Raw genomic sequence first — 20,650 nt, 5'->3', positions numbered from 1 at the left:
CCCGCCGAAAATCACGCGAATGATTTGCCCGGGGAGCCGTCAGCCGTCTTCCGTCCGGGCGCACGGGCACCGCGCGGCGGGATACCGGCGGGTCGGCTCAGGAAGTGCGCTGGGCCGGCGGCGCGGCGGCCGGCGGCGCGGCCGCGGCAGGAGGTGCCGCGTTCAGCGCGGCGCTCTGCTGCCCCAGCGCGATGGACTTCGCCGTGTTGGAGACGGCCTTGATGCCCAGGTAGGCCGTGGTCATGCTGCTCACGGCGGTGAAGGCTGCGGTCAGGATGCCGACGATCACGGACTTGTCGCCGTCGAGCTGCCACACCCCGACGATCGCGACTGCGGCGATCGCGACATTGCTGATGACGACCGCGAGCAGTCCGTACCGTGCCCGTACCTTCTCCAGCTGGGTTTCCGTCATCACGGCGGCGACCTGCTCCTGGCTCATCTCCGCGTCTCCCCGTTCAGCAGTTGTGCGACTCGTGCGTCCACCTGCGCTCGGTCGTACCCGCGCCGGACGATGTCGAAAACCGGCGGCGCCGCGGGCGAGGTGCCTTCGGCCGGCCCGGCCAGAAAGGCGTCCACCTGGGCGCGGTCGTAGCCGCGCCGGGCGATCTCGAAACCCTGGAAGTCCACAGCCATGCATGCCCCCCGACGACAAAGGCCCCGTTCGTCGAACGGGGCCTTCGTGGTTGTGGCTGGGGCCGGGGTCGAACCGGCGACCTATCGCTTTTCAGGCGATCGCTCGTACCAACTGAGCTACCCAGCCACGGTGTTTCACGTGAAACACCAGCGGTCCTGACGGGATTTGAACCCGCGGCCTCCACCTTGACAGGGTGGCGAGCACTCCAAACTGCTCCACAGGACCAAGCGTGTGTGCAACAGTGTCGCACACGATCTTGCGTGCCCCCAACGGGATTCGAACCCGTGCTACCGCCTTGAAAGGGCGGCGTCCTAGGCCGCTAGACGATGAGGGCTATCGGCCCGCCTGGGCGCTTCTCAGCGCGTCGGGGACGTGAGAAGCATATGGGATGGCGGGGAGGATCGCCAAAACGGTTTACGGCGAAGGGGCGGGCGAGGCGGGGGAAGGGGCCGTCGGGGTGGGAGTGGCGCCCGCGTGCCTGCGGTGGGCCCGCTGCCCGACGGCCTCGTCGGCCAGGTGGCGGCTGACCTCGGCGGTCGTCTCGCCCAGGCCGCCCAGCCTGATCGCGTCCCAGGCCTGCAGCCGGCGGCTGTCGCGGTCGAAGTAGAGGATCGAGGCCTCGACGGGGGCCGGGTAGGTGTGCTCCACCGCACGCAGACCGCTGCCGCCCGTGGAGCCCTCCATACGCAGCCTCGTGCCGTACGGCAGCATCTCGTCGCCCTCGTGGTGCAGATGCCCGCACAGCACCAGCGGCACCTCGCCGTCCGTCTCGCGGGCCGCGGCCGGCTCGTGGGCGATCGCGACGTCGACCGGTGTGCCGGCCGCCCGCTGGTCGCGCAGGGCGCTGGCCAGCCGGTCGCCGGCCAACTGCTCCGCCGCGTCGCCGCCGGGCACCACCGAGCGGTCGGGGGTGAACTGCGGGTCGCCGATCCCGGCGAAGCGCAGGCCCGCGACCGTCTGCGCCCGGCCGTCGTCCAGGACGTGCACGTTCTTCATGCGCCGCAGATAGCGCTGGGTGGTCCGCGAGTCGTGGTTGCCCCGCACCCAGACGTACGGCACCCCCAGGTCCCGGATCGGGTCCAGGAAGCCGTTCTCCGCCGATGTGCCGTGGTCCATCGTGTCGCCGGAGTCGACGATCACGTTCACCTTGTACTGCTCCACCAGCGAGGAGACGATCTTCCAGCTCGCCGGGTTGAGATGGATGTCCGACACGTGCAGGACCCGGATCGTGGAGGGGTCCGGCTGGTAGGCCGGGAGCGTGGAGGTGACGTCGTAGAGCTTCGTCACGTTCGTCACCAGGCGGGCCAGTTCGCTCTGGTAGACGTTGAAGTCGGAGACGATGCTGCGCGCGTTGCCGACCACCGAGGGTGCCGAGCTGAGCAGCCCGGAGAACCTGGGTTCCAGTATCGACTTCGGGTTCCACGTGGCGTACGCGCTCGCCCCGGACGCGGCCAGCAGGGTCAGGGCGAGGCCGCCGGCGGCGAGGGCCCGGCGGGGGCTGCGGTAGACGGCGAGGCCGAGGGCGGTGGCGCCGGCGACCACGGCGACACAGGAGCGCACGGCCAGGTCCAGCGTGCCGTGCTCGACGTCCGCGGCGACCTCGTCCTGGAGGCCCGAGATCCGCTCGGGGTGGTCGACCAGGTCCTGGGAGCGGAGCGGGTCGAGCTGGTCCACGTTCACATCGAGGCGCACGGGCGCCACATGGCTGTCCAGGGTGAGCGCGCCCAGCGGCGAGATGTTGATCTTCGTGCCGCCGGTGAGCGACGGACGCAGCGCCATGGTCGTGTTCATGGGGCCGACCGGGGTCCGTACGCTCCCGACGATCAGCAGGCCCAGCCAGGCGCCGACGAGAACGACGGCGGTGAGGCCGAGAGCGCGGAGCCAGGGGCGGGGGCGGGCCGCGAGTTCCGGGGCGGGAAGGGGGCGGGTGCCGCGGCGGGCGGGGCGCGTGCGGCGCGTCATCGTGCGAAGGGCTGCGACGGGAACGCGGGCCATTGGTGCCGTATGCCCAAGTCCGGGACCGGATATGCGGTGCCGCACCGCTCTCGTACGGGGCCCCGTACCGGACAATGACCGTGTGCTGGAGATGACGCGCGAGGAGTTCGAGGAGCTGGTCGCCGAGGCGCTCGACCGGATCCCGCCGGAGCTGACGCGGCTCATGGACAACGTGGCGGTGTTCGTGGAGGACGAACCCCCGGCCCACGACCCCGAGCTGCTCGGGCTGTACGAGGGCACGCCGCTGACCGACCGCGGCGAGTGGTACGCGGGCGTGCTGCCCGACCGGATCACCGTCTACCGCGGACCGACGCTGAGGATGTGCGACAGCCGCGCGGACGTCGTGGCGGAGACCGAGGTGACCGTGGTGCACGAGATCGCCCACCACTTCGGCATCGACGACGCCCGTCTCCACGCTCTCGGCTACGGGTGAGCGCCGGGGCGTGCACCGCGGCGGGGGTGCGTGGGCGTGCGGCCGGGAGGGCCGGTGCGGGTGGCCGGGTGGTGATGCGCGCGGGGCGCGTGTCCTCTTGTGGGCGGCGGGAGTTGGGGAGGTTGACTCCTTTCCTTGCCTCCGGAGGTGGCCGCCGTGCGCCCCTTGCCCGTACCCGTCCGGCTCACCGTCACGGTGCTGGCCCTCGCCGCTGCCGCCGGTTGTGTGAACGTGGGTGACGACGCGGGCCCGGCCCGGCCCTCGCACTCGGCGGGGCAGCACGGCGGGGAGGCGCCCGACGGCGGCCCGGTGGACGGCGCCGGCGGGTTCGGCGGGCACGACGACAAGGTGGGCGGCGGCAAGCGCGAGCACGGTGGCAAGGCGAAGCCGGGGAAGTCGCCCTCCGCGTCGGCCAGCCCGTCCGGCGGCGAGGGCAGCGCGCCCGCGGCTCCGGCGCAGCCCGGCAGGCCGGGCAAGACCGTCAAGCCCGGGGACCCGGTCCCGACCGAGGCCCCGCCGACGCCACCGGTCACCTCCGCCCCGCCCGAGCCCCCGCCCTCCACGCCGCCTCCGGCGACCTCCGAGCCCCCGACGGCCGAGCCGTCCTCCTCGGCGCACGAGGAGACGGGGCCGCAGCTCGTCCAGCGCGAGCCGGCGCCGGCGGCGGGCGTGCCGGCCTGAGCCGTCGAGCCGGGGCGCAGCCGTGGTCAAACGGTTCGAGTGGACCGGCGGCTATGCCGTTCGACCTGCGGATACGAGGCTCGGTTTGCCTTCAGGGGGGGTGGGTGCGTATGGTGGTAGATCGTTTGATCCCATTTGCCCGGCGCCATCACAGAGCGCGCCGTGTGGCGCGTACTCTCCTTTGCCGTGGCGGACCGCATTGAGGCGGTCGTGAGCGAATCACGGAGTTGACGGGCGCGTGCCGAAGAGACTCCGGAAGGTTTCGCATTCGCATGTCCGTGTCCAGTACTGACCAGTTTGTCGTGTCCGAGAACGAGTTCAACGAGCTCGACCAGGAACTCTCCGACGCGACGGCCGAGGTCACCGAGGCCCCCGAGGCCGCTGACACCACCCCCCAGACCACCTTCGCCGACCTCGGCCTGCCCGAGGGTGTTGTGCGCAAGCTCGCGCAGAACGGCGTCACCACCCCCTTCCCGATCCAGGCCGCGACCATCCCGGACGCCCTGGTCGGCAAGGACATCCTCGGCCGTGGCCGCACCGGCTCCGGCAAGACCCTCTCCTTCGGTCTGCCCACCCTGGCCCAGCTGGCCGGCGGCCGCACCGAGAAGAAGCGGCCGCGCGCCGTCATCCTCACCCCGACCCGCGAGCTGGCCATGCAGGTCGCCGACGCCCTCCAGCCGTACGGCGACGTCGTCGGCCTGAAGATGAAGGTCGTCTGCGGCGGCACGTCCATGGGCAACCAGATCTACGCCCTGGAGCGCGGCGTCGACATCCTCGTCGCCACCCCGGGCCGGCTGCGCGACATCATCAACCGCGGCGCCTGCTCCCTGGAGGACGTGCAGATCGCCGTCCTGGACGAGGCCGACCAGATGTCCGACCTGGGCTTCCTGCCCGAGGTCACCGAGCTGCTCGACCAGGTCCCGGCCGGCGGCCAGCGCATGCTCTTCTCCGCCACGATGGAGAACGAGATCCAGACCCTCGTCGACCGCTACCTGAAGGACCCCGTCTCCCACGAGGTGGACGCGGCCCAGGGCGCGGTGACGACCATGTCCCACCACATCCTCATCGTGAAGCCCAAGGACAAGGCGCCGGTCACCGCCGCGATCGCCTCCCGCAAGGGCCGCACGATCATCTTCGTCCGCACCCAGCTGGGCGCCGACCGCGTCGCCGAGCAGCTGCGCGAGGCCGGCGTGAAGGCCGACGCGCTGCACGGCGGCATGACCCAGGGCGCCCGCACCCGCACCCTGGCCGACTTCAAGGACGGGTACGTCAACGTTCTGGTCGCCACCGACGTCGCCGCCCGCGGTATCCACGTCGACGGCATCGACCTGGTCCTGAACGTGGACCCGGCCGGCGACCACAAGGACTACCTGCACCGTGCCGGCCGCACCGCCCGTGCCGGCCGCACCGGTACGGTCGTCTCCCTCTCCCTGCCGCACCAGCGGCGCCAGATCTTCCGCCTCATGGAGGACGCCGGCGTCGACGCCGCCCGCCACATCATCCAGGGCGCCGGCGCCTTCGACCCGGAGGTCGCCGAGATCACCGGCGCCCGCTCCATGACCGAGGTCCAGGCCGAGTCCGCGGGCAACGCCGCCCAGCAGGCCGAGCGCGAGGTCTCCCAGCTCACCAAGCAGCTGGAGCGCGCCCAGCGCCGCGCCACCGAGCTGCGCGAGGAGGCCGACCGGCTGGTCGCCCGAGTCGCCCGCGAGCGCGGTGAGGACCCGGAGACCGCGGTGGCCGAGGCCCAGGCGACGGCCGCGGAGGAGCTGGCGGTCGCCGAGGCGGCCGTCACCGAGCAGCAGACCGAGCGCGAGGAGCGTCCGGCGGCTTCGGCGCCGTACGAGCGCCGCGAGCGCCGCACGTTCGACCGTGACCGCGGCGAGCGCGGTGGCTTCGACCGCGACCGCGGTGGCCGTGGCGACCGGGGTGGTCGTGGTTTCGAGCGCCGCGACGACCGTCGTTCCTTCGACCGTGACCGTGGCGAGCGGGGCTTCGAGCGTCGTGACGAGCGGGGCGAGCGCGGTGGCTTCGACCGTGACCGCAACGACCGTGGCGGCCGCTCCTTCGAGCGCCGTGACGACCGCGGTGGTTTCGAGCGTCGTGACGACCGTCGCCCGTTCGACCGTGACCGCAACGACCGCGGTGGCCGTTCCTTCGAGCGCCGTGACGACCGCGGTGGTTTCGAGCGTCGTGACGACCGCCGTCCGTTCGACCGTGACCGCAACGACCGCGGTGGCCGTTCCTTCGAGCGCCGTGACGACCGCGGCGGCTTCCGCCGGGACGAGCGCGGCGGGCACCGCGGCAGCGACCGTCCGTTCAACCGCGACCGCCGTGACGACCGCCCGGGCTTCCGGTCCGGTGGCCACGAGCGCCCCTACGGCCGCCGTGACGACCACCGTGGCAACAACGGCTCCTTCGGGCGCCGTGACGACAAGCCGCGCTGGAAGCGCAACGGCTGACGCCGAGTGATCTGAGGAAGAGGGCCCGTACGACGCTGTCGTACGGGCCCTTTTCGGTCAGCGGGTGACGCATGTCACGCCCCCGTGGAGGGAATTGCTGGGGGCATGACAGATGATGCGAGAGTGGGCGAGGCACACACGCCGTCGGACGAGGAACGGCTGGCCCAGCTCGGCTACACCCAGGTCCTCGCCCGCCGGATGTCGGCGTTCTCGAACTACGCCGTCTCCTTCACGATCATCTCGGTGCTGTCCGGCTGTCTCACGCTGTACCTCTTCGGCATGACCACCGGCGGTCCCGCGGTGATCGTCTGGGGCTGGGTGGCGGTGGGCCTGATGACCCTGTTCGTCGGCCTGTCGATGGCCGAGATCTGCTCGGCGTATCCCACCTCGGCCGGCCTGTACTTCTGGGCCCACCGCCTCGCACCACCCCGCTCGGCGGCGGCCTGGGCCTGGTTCACCGGCTGGTTCAACGTGCTGGGCCAGGTCGCGGTGACCGCCGGCATCGACTTCGGCGCGGCCTCCTTCCTCGGCGCCTGGCTGAACCTCCAGTTCGGCTTCGAGGTGACACCGGGCCGCACGGTGCTGCTGTTCGCGGCGATCCTGGTGCTCCACGGCCTGCTGAACACCTTCGGCGTGCGCATCGTCGCGTTCCTGAACGGCGTGAGCGTGTGGTGGCACGTCCTGGGCGTGGCGGTCATCGTCGGCGCGCTCGCCTTCGTCCCCGACCACCACCAGTCGGCGTCCTTCGTCTTCACGAAGTTCGTGAACGAGACGGGCTGGGGCAGCGGCCCGTACGTCGTCCTCCTCGGGCTCCTGATGGCCCAGTACACCTTCACCGGCTACGACGCCTCCGCCCACATGACCGAGGAGACCCACGACGCGTCCACGGCGGGCCCGAAGGGCATCGTCCGCTCGATCTGGACGTCCTGGATCGCCGGCTTCGTGCTCCTGCTGGGCTTCACGTTCGCCATCCAGTCGTACGACAAGGAGCTGGCGTCACCGACGGGCGCGCCCCCGGCCCAGATCCTCCTGGACGCCCTCGGCGCCACGAGCGGCAAGCTCCTCCTCCTGGTCGTGATCGGTGCCCAGCTCTTCTGCGGCATGGCGTCCGTCACCGCCAACAGCCGTATGATCTACGCCTTTTCACGCGACGGCGCGCTGCCGTACTCGCACATCTGGCACACGGTCAGCCCGCGCACCCGCACCCCCGTGGCGGCGGTCTGGCTGGCGGCGCTCGGCGCGCTCGTCCTCGGGCTGCCGTATCTGATCAACTCGACGGCGTACGCGGCGGTGACGTCGATCGCGGTCATCGGCCTCTACATCGCGTACGTCATCCCGACCTTCCTGCGGGTCCGCAGGGGTGCCGCGTTCGAACGCGGGCCGTGGCATCTGGGCCGCTGGTCGGGGGCGATCGGGGTCGTCTCGGTGATCTGGGTCGTGTTGATCACGGTCCTCTTCATGCTCCCGCAGGTCTCTCCGGTCACCTGGAAGACCTTCAACTACGCCCCCGTCGCCGTTCTGGTCGTCCTCGGCTTCGCCGCGGCCTGGTGGCTGGCCTCGGCCCGCCACTGGTTCCTCCAGACGGAGCCGGCCCCGGCCCGCGAACCGGTCGAAAACTGACCATTCCCGCCCGCTCCTCCCCCTGCCGGTTCCGCACGACGCGGCCGGGTCGCCGATACCCGATCGGAGACACGGCCTCGTCCGGCTATGCTCGGACAGACAACATCGCCTGGGCCCTTAGCTCAATTGGCAGAGCAGTGGACTTTTAATCCATTGGTTGTGGGTTCGAGTCCCACAGGGCCTACCCTTCCGCAGGCGCCGGTACGGCCGTTGACCTGCTGAGAAGCGCCCCGACCAACTCTGACCGGTCGGGGCGCTTCGTCGTCCTCGGCCGTGTGCGTGAACGATGCGCGGGCGGACGGGACGGGAACGCCCCCGGCTCATGGGCAGTGGGAGCTGGGGGCGTGTCCGTTGTGGGTGCTGCGTCATGGGGCAGGCCGGGGTGTTGATGTCCGACGGCCTGCCCCCCGTTCAATATGAGGTCACCAGCAGAGCGAGCTAATCGTGTGGGTATCGCACACGTACTTGGGGCCCTCGCCGGCCGATGCGGCCGGGGCCGCAAGAGCTGTGAGGATCGCGGCGATGAAGAGAACAGAGATGTGTCGTCGCATGGCGAACGGTCCTTTCTGGGTCCTCCGGCCCAAGACATGTGTCTTGGGGGAATGTCTCCCAGGCTTGCCCAGGCCCGCACGGCCTGCATGTCGGAACGTGCACGGTCGGTGATCATCCCAGGTCGCCGGGTGTTTTCCCCTTAGTCCATCCGACGCCCCGCGGAGCGCGGGCGGGCGGTGAGGGTGCGCACTTTCCTGCGCGTCCGCCCGACCCGGCTACGGCAGGCCTACGACTTGGTGTTCCGCCGACTCTGCGCGGCGTGGCGGGGTTTGGCCACCTTGGACGAGACCTGGCCGACGATCTCCCAGAAACACACCAGGGCGGTGATCGGCGGAATTCCGAAGATGATCAGCGAGAGCGGTGAATGTGATGAGTGGCTGACGCACAGGGCGACCGCCATGGCGGAGGCGCCCAGCACCACACCCCAGGACCTTCGCGCACTGCGATTCTGAACCGTGGCCCGCAGAATGGACAGGGCCGCCACAAGCCACGGCCCGTACACCGTCAGCGGCCACCACTGGGCCAGTTTCGCCGGCAGCACGGAGGACGCGGTGGCGCGGAGCTGGGCGTAGGAGTAAGAGAATGACCAGCCCAACATGCAGACGGCGCACACCGAGATGGTCGCGATCAGGATGGTGACATGTGTGCCTCGGCTGTTGTCCTGCGAGCGGGACTCCGCACGGAGCCGCTGCCGGGTTCTTCTGTGACTGGACCGCTCTGGCGGCGGGCTCGGTGCGGGTTCCGCGCTGGATGCCGCGGACAGCATCTGGGCCAGCTCCTCGACCGGATCCCACTGCATCTCGATCGTGCTGAACTCGGTGTCACTGAAGATGTCTTCGTTGTGCGTCCTGTCCATCGAGTAAGTCCTATAGCCCCACCATCGCGTGCAGGTACTCGCTCTCCAGCTGGGTCATTCTTCTCAGGAAGTCGTCCAGAAGATCTGAACATCCGTCAATGAACACCTGGCCTTCGTCACGATCGACGTCAAATGTGATCGTCGAGCGAAGATTCCTGGTAGCGAGTCCCTCGGTCCGTGTCACGACCGCCTAACGAGTCCCTCTGGGGGATGGGGTGTCGGACATTCGGGTGTTTTCGTGACCCGAAAGCAGTCAGAAGTATCTGATGGCAGTAATGGGCGAAAATGCGAAAAGGCTGGAAATTGCATTCCGTGAATATCGCCCCGGTCGCCGTCAGCCGGCCCTCGTCGGGCCGGGCGGCAGCTGGACCGTCATGATCGGATGACAGGGCTCGGCGCCCGCCGTCGCCGGCGCCTTCCCCGGCACCCTCATCGCCCCGAACAGCCCCGGGCCACCGTCTGATCCGGTTCGCCGTGTCGCCGTGTCGCCGTGTCGCCGGGGTGGCTCAGGCCTGAGCCACGATCCGCTCGACCGCCGCCGTCACCAGCGCGTCCCGCTCCGCCTCGCAGAGCACGTCCGGCAGGGTGAGCTGTTCGACGATCAGCCAGTTCAGGGCGAGGTGGAGCAGTTTGACGGCCGTGGCGTCGCCGGGCAGGCCGGAGGCCTCGTGGTAGGCGACGTTGGCGGCGAGGTCGGCGCGGACCCGCTCGGTGAGCACCGTGCGCAGCTCCGGGCGGCGGGTGGCCTCCAGGCGGAGTTCCAGCAGCGCGAGATAGCCGGTGCGGAAGGAGGAGACACGGCCGACGAGTTCACGCATCAGCTCCGCGTACGTCTCCCTGTCGCGGCCGGCCGTCCGCTGCCGGGCGATCGTGGCCTCGTCGGGCTGGAGCCGCTCGTAGACGCGGGCGCCGGCCTGGGTGAGCAGATCGTCGCGGCTGGAGAAGTAGTTGGACGCCGTGCCGGGGGGTACGGCGGCCGCCCCGTCCACCGCCCGGAAGGTCAGCCCGCGCGCCCCCTCCCGCGCCAACACCTCGATCGCGGCGTCGACGAGCGCGGCCCGCCGCTGGTCATTGCGTCTCACCATGGAATGTCCGGCTCCGTGTGTGGGTCATCGTCGAAAACCACTCCGGTCAGAGTACTCCGTGTGAAGTTGTCAACAGCCTCGACGGGACCCGCAAATTAAAACGTACGATCGGTCGTATTTCTTTTTTGGCGTGTGGCACGATGGCGCGAATGGAAAGCGAACGACACGGTCCGGAGCGCGACACGGGGCGGGGAGTCCTGGGCGCGGAGGGGCCCGAGGTGACCGATCTGCGGCTGGTGCGCGGTGCGCGCGCCCGGCAGCGGGTCGCCCGGCACGCCGTCGACATCGCCTCGCTGGACGGGCTCGACGGGCTCAGCATCGGCCGGCTCGCCACCGACCTCGGGCTGAGCAAGAGCGGTGTCCAGACGCTGTTCGGCACCAAGGAGAACCTGCAGCTGGCCGCCGCCGAGAGCGCGCACCGGGAGTTCGAGCAGGCGGTCGTGCGGCCCGCGCGGTCCGCCCCGGCGGGTGCCGCCCGGCTGCGGGCGCTGACCGAGCACTGGATCGCCTACGCGCAGGCGCCCCTGTTCACCGGCGGCTGCTTCTGGTCCGCCAACCTTCCCGCCTACGACAGCCGCCCCGGCGCGGTCCGCGACGCCCTGCTCGCCCACCGCGACGCATGGCTGAAACTGATCGACGAACAGCTGCGGCGAGCCGTCGGCGACGGTGATTCCGCTCCGCTGGACGCGGAGTTGGCCGCGTTCCAGATGGACGCCGTCTGCAACGCGGCCAACATCGCCATGCGGCTCGGCGACGACGGCGCCGCCGGCAAGGTGCGCCGCGTGGTGGAGGGGTTCCTGCGGGACGCGCGGTGACCCGCGCACGACCGCCCGCCGGGTTGGCGGCGGTCGCCGCCGACGGTCAGCCGGCGGAGTCCGAGCCCTCGCGTCCGTAAGCCCGCAGGAATGCCGCCACGCCGCCCCTGACCAGGCGGTCCGTCTCGGGTGCCGGGAGGGGGTGGACGCCGTAGTTGGTGACCTGCACGATCGTGTGAGCGGTCAGGGCCGTGAAGTGGGCGGCGGTCATCGCCGCGTCCCCGTGCGGGTCGAGCAGACCGTCGTCGGCCAGGCGTGTCATCGCCTCGGTGACGGCTCGGCCGACCGGTCCCGGACCGGCCTCGTGCCAGGCCTTGAGTACCTCCGGCGGCACATGGTCGGCCTCGGCGTGGATGTGGCGGACGAGGGCGAAGTGGTTCGGGTAGTCGGCCATGAGGCCGACGAACGCGCGGGCCAGGGCGACCAGATCGCGTTCCAGGTCCTCCGCGCGCGGTGGTCGCTCGGGGTCCAGCACGGCGCGCAGACGCGCCAGTTGGGCGTCACGGACCTCGTTGGACGTCCAGGTCACCACGGTCTGGAAGAGCTGCGCCTTGCCGCCGGGGAAGTGGTTGTAGAGCGTGCGCGTGGAGACGCCGGCCTCGGCGGCCAGCGCGTCGACCGAGGCGCGCGCATAGCCCTCGCGGCCGAAGAGCGTGCAGGACGCGCTCGCGATCGCCATCTGCTTCTCCAGCCTGCGCGGTGAGACCTCGCCTCGCGCCCGCGTCAGCCGGGACTCGTTCGTTTCGCCCACGGATGCCTCCTCATGGTCGGCCACCCTACCTGACTTACAACGGGCGTTGTAATTCCTACAACGCTCGTTGTACTTTGCTGTGCGGGAGGCCGCACCGGGCGGCCGGCCCACCAGCTGAAGGGGGACACCCATGTCCGTCACCGGCAAGGAAGCCGTGTCTGTCGTCGACGACGAGGCCGCGCCGGGCGACGACGCGCCGCTGCGCGTCGCCGTCCTCGTCGGCAGCGTCCGGGAGGGCCGGCAGGGCCGGGCCGTCACCGAGTGGTTCCTCGGCGCCGCCGGTGACGCCGGTCTCGACCTCGACGTCATCGACCTCGCCGAGGTCGACCTCCCGCTGGTGCTGCCCGGCTGGGGCGGCACGCCGGGCCCCGCCGCCCTCGCCGCGCTGCGCGAGGTCTCGCCGCGGCTCGCCGCCGCCGACGCGTTCGTCGTCGTCACGCCCGAGTACAACCACAGCTTCCCGGCGTCCCTGAAGAACTTCATCGACTGGCACCACGCCCAGTGGCAGGCCAAACCGGTGGGCTTCGTCTCCTACGGCGGCCTCGGCGGCGGCCTGCGCGCGGTCGAGCAGCTCCGGCTGGTCTTCGCCGAACTGCACGCCATGACCGTGCGGGACTCGGTCAGCCTGCACGGCCCCTGGTCCGGCCTCGGCGAGGACGGCACCCCGCGGGACGCGGCCGTGTGCGCCGGTGCCGTCAAGGGCATGCTCGGTCAACTCGCCTGGTGGGGGCGGGCGTTGCGGGCCGCGCGGGCCGAGCGCCCGTACGCGGCCTGAGGGGGGCGGGGGAGATGCGTACGGCCACGCCCGCCGTGGCACCGGCCCCACCGGGGCCGCGCCCGGACGCGGCCCTGCGCCGCACCCTGGCCGTCACGGTCGTCGGCTCGGTGATGGCGGTGCTCGACATGACGATCGTCAATGTCGCGATGCGCCGGCTCTCGCAGTCCTTCGGCGCCTCGCTGGAGACCATCCAGTGGACCGCCACCGCGTACACGCTCGCGCTGGCCGCCGTCGTCCCGACCGCCGCCTGGGCCATGGCCCGGCTCGGCGCCAGGCGCACCTATCTGACCGCGCTCGTCCTCTTCACCCTCGGCTCGCTGCTCGCCGCCTGCGCCTGGGACGCGGGCAGCCTCATCGCCTTCCGGGCGGTGCAGGGGCTCGGCGGCGGACTGCTGCAGCCGGTCGGCATGACGATGGTGATGGGCGCCGCCGACCGGAGCCGGCTCGGCCGCGCGATGGCCGTGGGCGGGCTGCCCGTCCTGGTCGGCCCGATCGCCGGACCGGTGCTCGGCGGCTGGCTGGTCGACGCCGCCTCCTGGCACTGGATCTTCCTGGTCAACGTACCCGTCGGCGCCCTGGCCCTGGTGCTCGGGCGACGGCTGCTCCCGGCGGACGCGCCGTCGGCCGGGAGGGCCGCCGTCCGGCTGGACCTGCCCGGACTGCTGATGCTCTCGCCCGGTCTCGCCCTGCTCCTGTACGGCCTGGCCCGGGGCGGTGAGCACGGTGACTTCACCGCGCCCGGCACGCTCGTGCCGGTGCTCGTCGGCGCGGCCCTCGCGGCGGGCTTCGTGCGCCGGGCGCTCACCGCGTCGGCGCCGCTGCTGGACCTGCGGCTGCTGCGCGACCGCACCTTCGCCGCCGGCGTCGGCACGCTCGCCCTGTTCACCTGCGGCTACTTCGGCTCGATGCTGCTCGGCCCGCTGTACTGGCAGCAGGAGCGGGGGCTGAGCGCCACGGCGGCCGGCCTGCTGGGCGTGCCCGCGGGCCTGGTCGTCGGTACGACGATGCAGATCGCGGCGCGGCGGATCGACACGGTGGCGCCGCGCCGGCTGATTCCGGCCGGGATCGCGGTGGCCGCCCTGGGGATGGCGCTGCTGGCCTGGCAGGTCGGGGTGCCCGGGGTCGCGCCCTGGCGGATGGTCGCGTCGGCCATGGTGATGGGCGCCGGGGCCGGGATGGTGATGATGCCGGCGATGACCACCGCGAGCCGGGAGCTGCCCGCGCCGCGGCTGGCGGCGGCGAGCACCGCGCTGAGCATCAACTCGCAGCTGGGCGCGTCCGTCGGGACGGCCGTGCTGTCGGTGGTGCTGGGCCGGGCGGGCATGGCCCCGACCGGCTTCCGTACCGCGTACGCCGTCGCGGCGGCCCTGCTGGCCCTGGCGGCGCTGCCGGCCCTCTGCCTTTTGCCGCGCGGCCGGCGCTGACGTGCGCGTGTGACGCCCGGCGGGGGCGGACGGCTCAGCCCGCGTTCAGCTCCGTCAGTTCGGCCAGCGGCAGGGTGTGGCTGGTCTGCAGGACCTTCGCCCGCAGGTAGCGGACGTTGTGGGCCGTGGTGAAGACACCGGTCGGCACCCGGTCCCGTACGACGACGCCCAGCCCGCGCAACTGCTCCGCCTTGTCCGGGTTGTTGGAGAGCAGGTCCAGCTCCTCGATGCCGAGGGCGGTGAGCATCTGCGCGGCTGCCGTGTAGTCGCGGGCGTCCTCCGGCAGGCCGAGCGCGGCGTTCGCCTCGTAGGTGTCGAGGCCCTGGTCCTGGAGGGCGTAGGCGTCGAGCTTGTTGTACAGGCCGATGCCGCGCCCCTCCTGGCGGAGGTAGAGCAGGACGCCGCCGCGCTCGGCGATCCGCTCGACGGCCTCGCGCAGTTGGGGACCGCAGTCGCAGCGGGCCGAGCCGAAGACGTCGCCGGTCAGGCACTCGGAGTGCAGGCGCACCAGCGGAACGGGACCGGGCTCGCCGAGCACGACGGCCACGTGCTCCTGCCCGTCGGTCAGGCCGTGGAAGGTGACGAGTTCGGCGTCGACGCTGTAGCCGTCGTGGAAGCGCAGCGGTACCCGGACGCGGGCGCGCGGCGTGGCGGCGGGGGTGTCGGGCATGCGGGTCCCTCCGGGAGGCAGCTGCTTCAGATTTGAAGCAGCGTATACGAGGGGACCCTATCTCATGCTTCAAACTTAAAGCAATTGTTTTCCGGGTGTCGGATGCGGCGGGTGTGATGGGGTGGGTGTGACGGGTGTGACGGGTGTGACGGGTGCGACGCGGCGGGCGTGGCGGGGGTGATGGGTACGGCCATGGCTCAGGGCTCCGCGGGTGGCGGTGGCGCGCAGGACGACCGGCGGCGCCAGGGGACGTCGTCCCCGGCCTCGGTGGCGTCGCCCTGCAGCCCGCGCACGACCCCCGTGAAGATCTCCTCCAGCTGCCCCACCTGCTCCGGCGTGAGCCGGTCGAACAGGGTGGCGCGCACGGTCTCGACGTGTCCGGGCGCCGTACGCTCCAGCACCGCCGTCCCCTCGTCCGTCAGGACGGCGAGACTGCTGCGCTTGTCCCAGCGGCAGTCCTCCCGGCGCACCAGCCCGTCCCGCTCCAGGCGGGTCACCGCATAGGTCAGCCGACTGCGCGTGATCTTCAGTGTCTCGGCGAGATCGGTCATGCGCAGCCGCCGCTCGGGCGCGTCGGAGAGGTTGGCCAGCACGGAGTAGAACAGGTGCGGCATGCCGGCGTCCTGCTGGAGCTGTCGGTCGATCGCGTCCTCCAGGAGGTGCGTCGCGGCGAGATACGCGCGCCAGGCGCGCTGCTCCTCGGGAGTGAGCCAGCGGGTCGTCATGCTGCCAGTGTAGGTTTGTTTAAAACTTGAACCAAGACCGACTTCGCAGGGAGACCCCGCCGATGCCGTACCCGTACGTGCTGCTGTCCGCCGCCGTCTCCCTCGACGGCTACCTGGACGACACGGGCCCCGAACGGCTCCTGCTGTCCGGCCCGGCCGACTTCGACCGGGTCGACGCCGTGCGGGCCTCGGTCGACGCCATCCTGATCGGTGCGGGCACCATCCGCGCCGACAACCCGCGGCTGCTGGTCAACTCCGCCGAGCGCCGCGCGGCCCGGGTCCGGCGGGGCAGCTCCGAGTACCCGCTGAAGGTGACCGTCACCGCCACCGGCGACCTCGACCCCGGCGCCAACTTCTGGCACACCGGTGGCGACAAGCTCGTCTACACGACCGACCAGGGCGCCGAGCGGGCCGCCCGCCGCCTCGGCGGCGCCGCCGACATCGTCCCGCTCGGCCCCGGCCTCGACTGGCGGGCTCTGCTGTCCCACCTGCACGACGTGCGCGGCGTGCGGCGGCTGATGGTCGAGGGCGGCGGCACGGTCCACACCCAGCTGCTGCAGCAGGGCCTCGCCGACGAGCTGCAGCTGGTCCTCGCCCCGCTGTTCGTCGGCGACCCGGCCGCCCCCCGCCTGTTCGGCCCCGGTGGCTACCAGGGCGGCCGGCTGCGACTGACCGAGACCCGCCGCATCGAGGACGTGGTGCTCATGCGCTACGAGCCCACGGCCCCGGGCACCGGCCCGGTCCCCACCGCCGCCGACCGCCACTGGCTGCGCACCGCCTGCGAGCTGGCCGCGCTGTGCCCGCCGTCGCCCACGGCGTTCAGCGTGGGCGCGGTGGTGGTCGCCGCCGACGGCGGCGAGCTGGCCCGCGGCCACTCCCGGGAGGGGGAGGACCCCGTGGTCCACGCGGAGGAGGCGGCGCTCGCGAAGATCGACCCGGCGGATCCGCGGTTGGCCGCCGCCACGGTGTACTCCAGCCTGGAGCCCTGCGCCCGGCGCGCTTCCCGGCCCGCGCCCTGTGCCGAGCTGATCCTGCGGGCGGGGGTGCGACGGGTGGTCACGGCGTGGCAGGAGCCGGACACGTTCGTGGCTTCGGCCGACGGTGCGGGGGTGCTGGTGGCCGGGGGGGCCGAGGTCGTCGTACTGCCGGAGTACGAGGAGCGGGCGAAGGCGCCGAACAGGCATCTGGTGGGGTGAGGCCCCAGGGGCCGGAAACACTCAGGGCCCGGAAACCATTGGTTTCCGGGCCCTGAGTCTTCAGTAGCGGGGACAGGATTTGAACCTGCGACCTCTGGGTTATGAGCCCAGCGAGCTACCGAGCTGCTCCACCCCGCGTCGTTGTGACTCCAGTGTACGCCATGCGCGGGAGTGCTTGCACATCGGTTAACCGTGAGGTGTGGACCGGTGTCATCCGCTCGGGTCAACCGGGTCGCCCGGCGGGTCCCGTCCCGCCACTCTGTACCTACGTCGGACATGTGGGAGACAAGCGGTGCGCCCTGGAGAGGTGGAGGAGAGCCCGTACGTCAGGGTGGGCGACCGGCTTCCGGGCGACCCGGTGCCCGACCCGGGCCTCGGCGACGAGAGCGCCCCCGCGCCCCCGCGCGGCCCCACCCCCCGCTCCCTGGCCCGCGCCCTGCCGGCCCTGCTGATCGCCGGCGGTGTGCTGTACGGACTGCTCACCCCGAGAGAGTTCACGGCCGTCCCCTTCTTCACCGCCGCCCCGCTGATCGCCGCGCCCCTGTCCTCGCTGCGCACCACCGCGCTGACCGGCGTCGCGGCCGTCGCCGCGATGTACGCGGTGCGTGCCCGGGGCGGGGAGCATCCGGCGGTGGGCGTCGTCACGGACGTCGTCACCGTGGCCACGGTCGCCCTGCTGGCCGTCGCCATCAACCGCGTGGTCCGCATCGGCGACCGGCGGCTCGCCTCCGCCCGGGAGATCGCCGAGGCGGCCCAGCGCGCCCTGCTGCCCGAGCCCGCCGAGCGGATCGGCGGCTTCGAGATCGCCGCCCGTTACGAGGCGGCCCGGCAGGACGCGTTCATCGGCGGCGATCTGTACGCCGTGCAGGACAGCCCGCACGGGGTCCGGCTGGTCGTCGGTGATGTGCGCGGCAAGGGGCTGGGCGCGGTCGCCGCCGTCGCCGTGGTGATCGGCGCGTTCCGGGAGGCGGCCGAGCAGGAGGCCACGCTGGAGGCGGTCGCGCAGCGGCTGGAGCGGGCGCTGGCCCGCGAGGGCACCCGGCGGGACGGCATCGACGCCTTCGAGGGGTTCACCACCGCGGTCCTCGCCGAACTCCCGCACGGCGACGGCGTCGTACGGATCGTCAACCGCGGCCACCCCCCGCCGCTGCTGCTGTACGCCGACGGCACCCTGCGCACGCTCGCCGCACCCGAGCCCGCGCTGCCGCTCGGCATGGGCGACCTCGGGATGTGGCCCGACCGCGCGCAGGAGGAGGAGTTCCCGAGCGGGGCCACCCTGCTCCTGCACACCGACGGCCTGTCCGAGGCCCGCGACCGGCACGGCCGGTTCTACGACCCCGAACGGCGGCTCGCCGGGCGCACCTTCCCCGATCCGGCCGCCCTGCTGGACCGGCTCGCCGACGAGGTGCGCGAGCACTCCGGCGGCGGAATGGCGGACGACATGGCCCTGCTCGCCGTACGACGCCCGTGACCGTTCGCGGTCGACCGTGATCGTCTTCACCGACAGTAATCGGACGAGCGCCCTCCGCATGACATCTGAGTCACCATCAAAAACTCCTACACTCCTGAACCGCGGTCGACTCGCCCGAATTGGAGCACTCCCGACCGGTAAGTCCTGGCTGGAAAACGTTAATGATCAGGCTGAACGGCTTGGAAACTCACTCGCAGGTCTATTAACGTTCGATAACGCAGCGCGGTCGTCCCAGCCGTCACAAGAGACGGCTCCGTGCGCACGCGCCGAATCCCGCGAGGGAACCGGGGAACCACCACCTTGGGGTGAATCGCGCGGATACCGTCGTGAACTCGCACAGTTCACGCCCGGTATACGCGTGTAGGAGACCTTCCTGCTCCGAACCCGTCAGCTAACCCGGTAGGCGGAGGAAGGAAAGGAGCACGCCCTAGTGGCGTCCAACCGGCCTGCCCCAGAAGCCCCGTTCGTACCCGCGGGTGCCGAGCCCGAGACCTTCGGCTACGGCGCCTTCCGCGCCGAGGAGGGCCCCTGGGAGGAGTGGAACCCCACCGAGGACTCCCTCCCCCCGGTCCGCGGCCGACACCGCGTCGCCAAACAGCGCAACGGATTCGCCCGCAGCTCCACCGTCCTCGGCGTCGGCGTGATGGCCGCGGTCGGCGCGGGCGGCATGGCCAGCGCCAACACCGGCAAGCCGCCGGTCTCCATATCCCTGCCGGACTCCGTCAGCCATCTCTTCGGTGAGGACTCCTCGCCCAAGCCGCAGGCCGCCACCACCGGGCTCAGCAAGGTCGGCGTGACCGCCGAGCGCGGCGACAGCGGCGACGCCGGTGAGACCCTGCGCAACCGGATCATGGCCCAGGCCGAGCAGCAGCAGAGCAAGGCCGACAGCAAAGCCACCGCCACCGCGCTCGCCGCCTCCGAGAAGGAGACCGCCGACGCGGCCGCCAAGGCGGAGAAGGCCGCGGCCGCCAAGGCCGCCGCCGCCAAGCAGAAGGCGGACGCCGACGCCAAGAAGGCGGCCGAGGCCAAGCGGCTCGCCGAGCTGGCCAAGCAGTACACCCTGCCCGTCGTCTCGTACACGATCACCGGCACCTTCGGTCAGCCCGGCGCGATGTGGTCCTCCGGCTACCACACCGGTCTCGACTTCGCCGCCCCCACCGGCACCCTCATCAAGGCCGTCCACGGCGGCACGGTCACCGAGGCCGGCTGGGCCGGTGCCTACGGCTACCGCACCGTCCTGACCCTGGACGACGGCACCGAGCTGTGGTTCTGCCACCAGTCCTCGATCAACGTCTCGGTCGGCCAGAAGGTCTCCACCGGCGACGTCATCGGGCGCGTCGGCGCCACCGGCAACGTCACCGGCCCGCACCTGCACCTGGAGGTCCACCCGAACGGCCAGGCCACCGCCATCGACCCGGCCCCCTGGCTGCGGGACAAGGGCCTCAACCCCTGACCCAGGGCATTCGAGTGAACCAGGCGCCGGCGGCGGAATGAGATCATCCACCGCCGGCGTTGGCATAGGGCATGACTTCCCTGCGCACACTCGGCACGTCCGACCTCGAGGTCTTCCCGCTCTGCCTGGGCGGCAACGTCTTCGGCTGGACCGCCGACGAGGAGACCTCCTTCGCCGTCCTGGACGCCTACGCGGCCGCCGGCGGCAACTTCCTCGACACCGCCGACTCCTACACGGCGTGGATCGAGGGCAACAAGGGCGGCGAGTCCGAGACGATCATCGGCAAGTGGGTCAAGGCCCGCGGCAACCGCGACAGCGTCGTCATCGCCACCAAGGTCAGCCAGCATCCCGACTACCCGGGCCTGTCCGCCGCCAACATCAAGGCCGCCGCCGACGCCTCCCTGCGCCGCCTGGACACCGATCACATCGACCTCTACTACACCCACTTCGACCAGCTCGACGTGCCGGTCGAGGAGATCATCGGCGCCCTCGACGAACTGGTGAAGGCGGGCAAGGTCCGGCACATCGCCGCCTCCAACATCAGCCCCGAGCGCCTGCGGGCCTCCCTCGACTTCTCCGACCGCGAGGGCCTGGCCCGCTACGTCGCCCTCCAGCCGCACTACAACCTCGTCTCCCGCGACACCTACGAGGGCCCGCTGCAGGAACTGGCCGCCAAGGAGGGCCTGTCCGCGGTCCCCTACTTCTCCCTCGCCGCGGGCTTCCTGACCGGCAAGTACCGCCCCGGCACCACGGTCGACAGCGCCCGCGCGGGCCGGGCCCAGCAGTACGCGGACTCCGAGCGCGGCCGGAAGGTCCTCCAGGTCCTGGACGAGATCGCCGCGACCCATGACGCCCCCCTCGCCACGGTCGCCCTCGCCTGGCTCGCGGCCCAGCCGACGATCACCGCCCCGATCGCCTCGGCCCGCACGACGGACCAGCTCCCGGCCCTGCTGGGGGTGGCGGACCTGAAGCTGTCGGAGCAGGAACTGACGACCCTGACGGAGGCCTCGGCCTAGTTCGCGGCGCGATCCGGCGGTGCCGAACCCTGCGAC

The 20,650-nt window shown here is 71.7% G+C and carries 19 protein-coding genes, 5 tRNA genes and 1 riboswitch; of the genes, 12 read left to right on the top strand and 12 right to left on the bottom strand.

The annotated features are described in order from the left end of the window. Nucleotides 1-97: 97 nt before the first annotated feature. The 6 genes from AQI95_RS00180 to AQI95_RS00155 all read right to left on the bottom strand — a co-directional run bounded on the left by AQI95_RS00180 (nt 98) and on the right by AQI95_RS00155 (nt 2,629). Nucleotides 98-439, bottom strand: coding sequence for a hypothetical protein (locus AQI95_RS00180; RefSeq protein WP_425264845.1), 342 nt, complete (start codon nt 437-439; stop codon nt 98-100). After that, a complete protein-coding gene (locus AQI95_RS00175; protein ID WP_107121512.1) occupies nt 436-633 on the bottom strand; it encodes a DivIVA domain-containing protein in 198 nt (65 codons plus the stop codon). The genes AQI95_RS00180 and AQI95_RS00175 overlap by 4 nt, the downstream gene beginning before the upstream one ends. 53 nt (nt 634-686) lie before the next feature. Then, a tRNA-Phe gene (locus AQI95_RS00170) sits at nt 687-760 on the bottom strand. A gap of 24 nt (nt 761-784) precedes the next feature. Next, nucleotides 785-859: transfer RNA gene (locus tag AQI95_RS00165), tRNA-Asp, on the bottom strand. A 36-nt stretch (nt 860-895) separates the two neighbouring features. Continuing rightward, nucleotides 896-968: transfer RNA gene (locus AQI95_RS00160), tRNA-Glu, on the bottom strand. Between the two features lie 80 nt (nt 969-1,048). Beyond that, the gene (locus tag AQI95_RS00155) at nt 1,049-2,629 is read right to left on the bottom strand and encodes a metallophosphoesterase family protein (protein WP_107121511.1); all 1,581 of its coding nucleotides are present in this window, start codon (nt 2,627-2,629) and stop codon (nt 1,049-1,051) included. Nucleotides 2,630-2,711: 82 nt separating this feature from the next. Between AQI95_RS00155 and AQI95_RS00150 the strand changes: the two genes are divergently transcribed. The 5 genes from AQI95_RS00150 to AQI95_RS00130 all read left to right on the top strand — a co-directional run bounded on the left by AQI95_RS00150 (nt 2,712) and on the right by AQI95_RS00130 (nt 8,006). Next, on the top strand, nt 2,712-3,062 hold the full coding sequence (locus AQI95_RS00150; RefSeq protein ID WP_067115278.1) for a metallopeptidase family protein: 351 nt from the start codon (nt 2,712-2,714) through the stop codon (nt 3,060-3,062). Nucleotides 3,063-3,218: 156 nt separating this feature from the next. Then, on the top strand, nt 3,219-3,743 hold the full coding sequence (locus AQI95_RS00145) for a hypothetical protein (protein WP_067116876.1): 525 nt from the start codon (nt 3,219-3,221) through the stop codon (nt 3,741-3,743). A gap of 272 nt (nt 3,744-4,015) precedes the next feature. Next, the gene (locus AQI95_RS00140) at nt 4,016-6,202 is read left to right on the top strand and encodes a DEAD/DEAH box helicase (protein ID WP_067115276.1); all 2,187 of its coding nucleotides are present in this window, start codon (nt 4,016-4,018) and stop codon (nt 6,200-6,202) included. Nucleotides 6,203-6,307: 105 nt separating this feature from the next. Continuing rightward, entirely contained in the window at nt 6,308-7,822 is a 1,515-nt protein-coding gene (locus tag AQI95_RS00135; protein ID WP_067115274.1) for an amino acid permease, read from the top strand. 111 nt (nt 7,823-7,933) lie between these two features. Beyond that, a tRNA-Lys gene (locus AQI95_RS00130) sits at nt 7,934-8,006 on the top strand. A 594-nt stretch (nt 8,007-8,600) separates the two neighbouring features. On the opposite strand, the gene AQI95_RS00125 is transcribed toward AQI95_RS00130, so the two are convergent. Both AQI95_RS00125 and AQI95_RS00120 read right to left on the bottom strand, forming a co-directional pair. After that, nucleotides 8,601-9,230 carry a DUF2637 domain-containing protein gene (locus AQI95_RS00125; protein WP_079070958.1) on the bottom strand — a complete coding sequence of 210 codons (630 nt, stop codon included), beginning with the start codon at nt 9,228-9,230 and terminating at the stop codon, nt 8,601-8,603. A 506-nt stretch (nt 9,231-9,736) separates the two neighbouring features. After that, complete coding sequence (locus AQI95_RS00120; protein ID WP_067115272.1) at nt 9,737-10,315, bottom strand: TetR/AcrR family transcriptional regulator; 579 nt, start codon at nt 10,313-10,315, stop codon at nt 9,737-9,739. Between the two features lie 149 nt (nt 10,316-10,464). Between AQI95_RS00120 and AQI95_RS00115 the strand changes: the two genes are divergently transcribed. After that, nucleotides 10,465-11,130, top strand: coding sequence for a TetR/AcrR family transcriptional regulator (locus tag AQI95_RS00115; protein WP_067115267.1), 666 nt, complete (start codon nt 10,465-10,467; stop codon nt 11,128-11,130). A 46-nt stretch (nt 11,131-11,176) separates the two neighbouring features. Here the strand turns inward: AQI95_RS00115 and AQI95_RS00110 are convergent, their stop codons facing one another. After that, nucleotides 11,177-11,881: a TetR/AcrR family transcriptional regulator gene (locus AQI95_RS00110; protein WP_067115265.1), complete on the bottom strand. Its 705-nt coding sequence runs from the start codon at nt 11,879-11,881 to the stop codon at nt 11,177-11,179. 130 nt (nt 11,882-12,011) lie between these two features. Between AQI95_RS00110 and AQI95_RS00105 the strand changes: the two genes are divergently transcribed. After that, entirely contained in the window at nt 12,012-12,656 is a 645-nt protein-coding gene (locus tag AQI95_RS00105) for an NADPH-dependent FMN reductase (protein ID WP_067115261.1), read from the top strand. A 14-nt stretch (nt 12,657-12,670) separates the two neighbouring features. Next, the gene (locus AQI95_RS00100) at nt 12,671-14,083 is read left to right on the top strand and encodes a DHA2 family efflux MFS transporter permease subunit (RefSeq protein ID WP_067115259.1); all 1,413 of its coding nucleotides are present in this window, start codon (nt 12,671-12,673) and stop codon (nt 14,081-14,083) included. 34 nt (nt 14,084-14,117) lie between these two features. Here the strand turns inward: AQI95_RS00100 and AQI95_RS00095 are convergent, their stop codons facing one another. Together AQI95_RS00095 and AQI95_RS00090 are read right to left on the bottom strand one after the other, a co-directional pair. Further along, entirely contained in the window at nt 14,118-14,753 is a 636-nt protein-coding gene (locus AQI95_RS00095) for a GTP cyclohydrolase II (RefSeq protein ID WP_067115257.1), read from the bottom strand. Between the two features lie 197 nt (nt 14,754-14,950). Then, nucleotides 14,951-15,478, bottom strand: a complete 528-nt coding sequence (locus AQI95_RS00090) for a MarR family winged helix-turn-helix transcriptional regulator (protein WP_067115255.1) — start codon at nt 15,476-15,478, stop codon at nt 14,951-14,953. 62 nt (nt 15,479-15,540) lie between these two features. Here AQI95_RS00090 and AQI95_RS00085 point away from each other — a divergent pair, with 62 nt between their 5' ends. Then, on the top strand, nt 15,541-16,674 hold the full coding sequence (locus AQI95_RS00085; RefSeq protein ID WP_067115254.1) for a dihydrofolate reductase family protein: 1,134 nt from the start codon (nt 15,541-15,543) through the stop codon (nt 16,672-16,674). Nucleotides 16,675-16,738: 64 nt separating this feature from the next. Here AQI95_RS00085 and AQI95_RS00080 read toward each other — a convergent pair. Beyond that, a tRNA-Met gene (locus AQI95_RS00080) sits at nt 16,739-16,812 on the bottom strand. Between the two features lie 154 nt (nt 16,813-16,966). On the opposite strand from AQI95_RS00080, the gene AQI95_RS00075 reads away from it, so the two are divergent. The 3 genes from AQI95_RS00075 (at nt 16,967) to AQI95_RS00065 (ending at nt 20,614) form a co-directional block, all read left to right on the top strand. Continuing rightward, the gene (locus tag AQI95_RS00075) at nt 16,967-18,145 is read left to right on the top strand and encodes a PP2C family protein-serine/threonine phosphatase (protein WP_067115252.1); all 1,179 of its coding nucleotides are present in this window, start codon (nt 16,967-16,969) and stop codon (nt 18,143-18,145) included. 254 nt (nt 18,146-18,399) lie between these two features. Continuing rightward, nucleotides 18,400-18,566, top strand: a riboswitch (cyclic di-AMP (ydaO/yuaA leader). Between the two features lie 9 nt (nt 18,567-18,575). Then, on the top strand, nt 18,576-19,598 hold the full coding sequence (locus AQI95_RS00070) for a M23 family metallopeptidase (RefSeq protein ID WP_067115247.1): 1,023 nt from the start codon (nt 18,576-18,578) through the stop codon (nt 19,596-19,598). A gap of 71 nt (nt 19,599-19,669) precedes the next feature. Further along, nucleotides 19,670-20,614 carry an aldo/keto reductase gene (locus tag AQI95_RS00065; RefSeq protein ID WP_067115244.1) on the top strand — a complete coding sequence of 315 codons (945 nt, stop codon included), beginning with the start codon at nt 19,670-19,672 and terminating at the stop codon, nt 20,612-20,614. Nucleotides 20,615-20,650: the final 36 nt, after the last annotated feature.

It is taken from the genome of Streptomyces yokosukanensis (assembly GCF_001514035.1).
Taxonomy (GTDB): Bacteria; Actinomycetota; Actinomycetes; order Streptomycetales; family Streptomycetaceae; genus Streptomyces; species Streptomyces yokosukanensis.
This window is presented reverse-complemented; position numbering and strand designations above follow the sequence as displayed.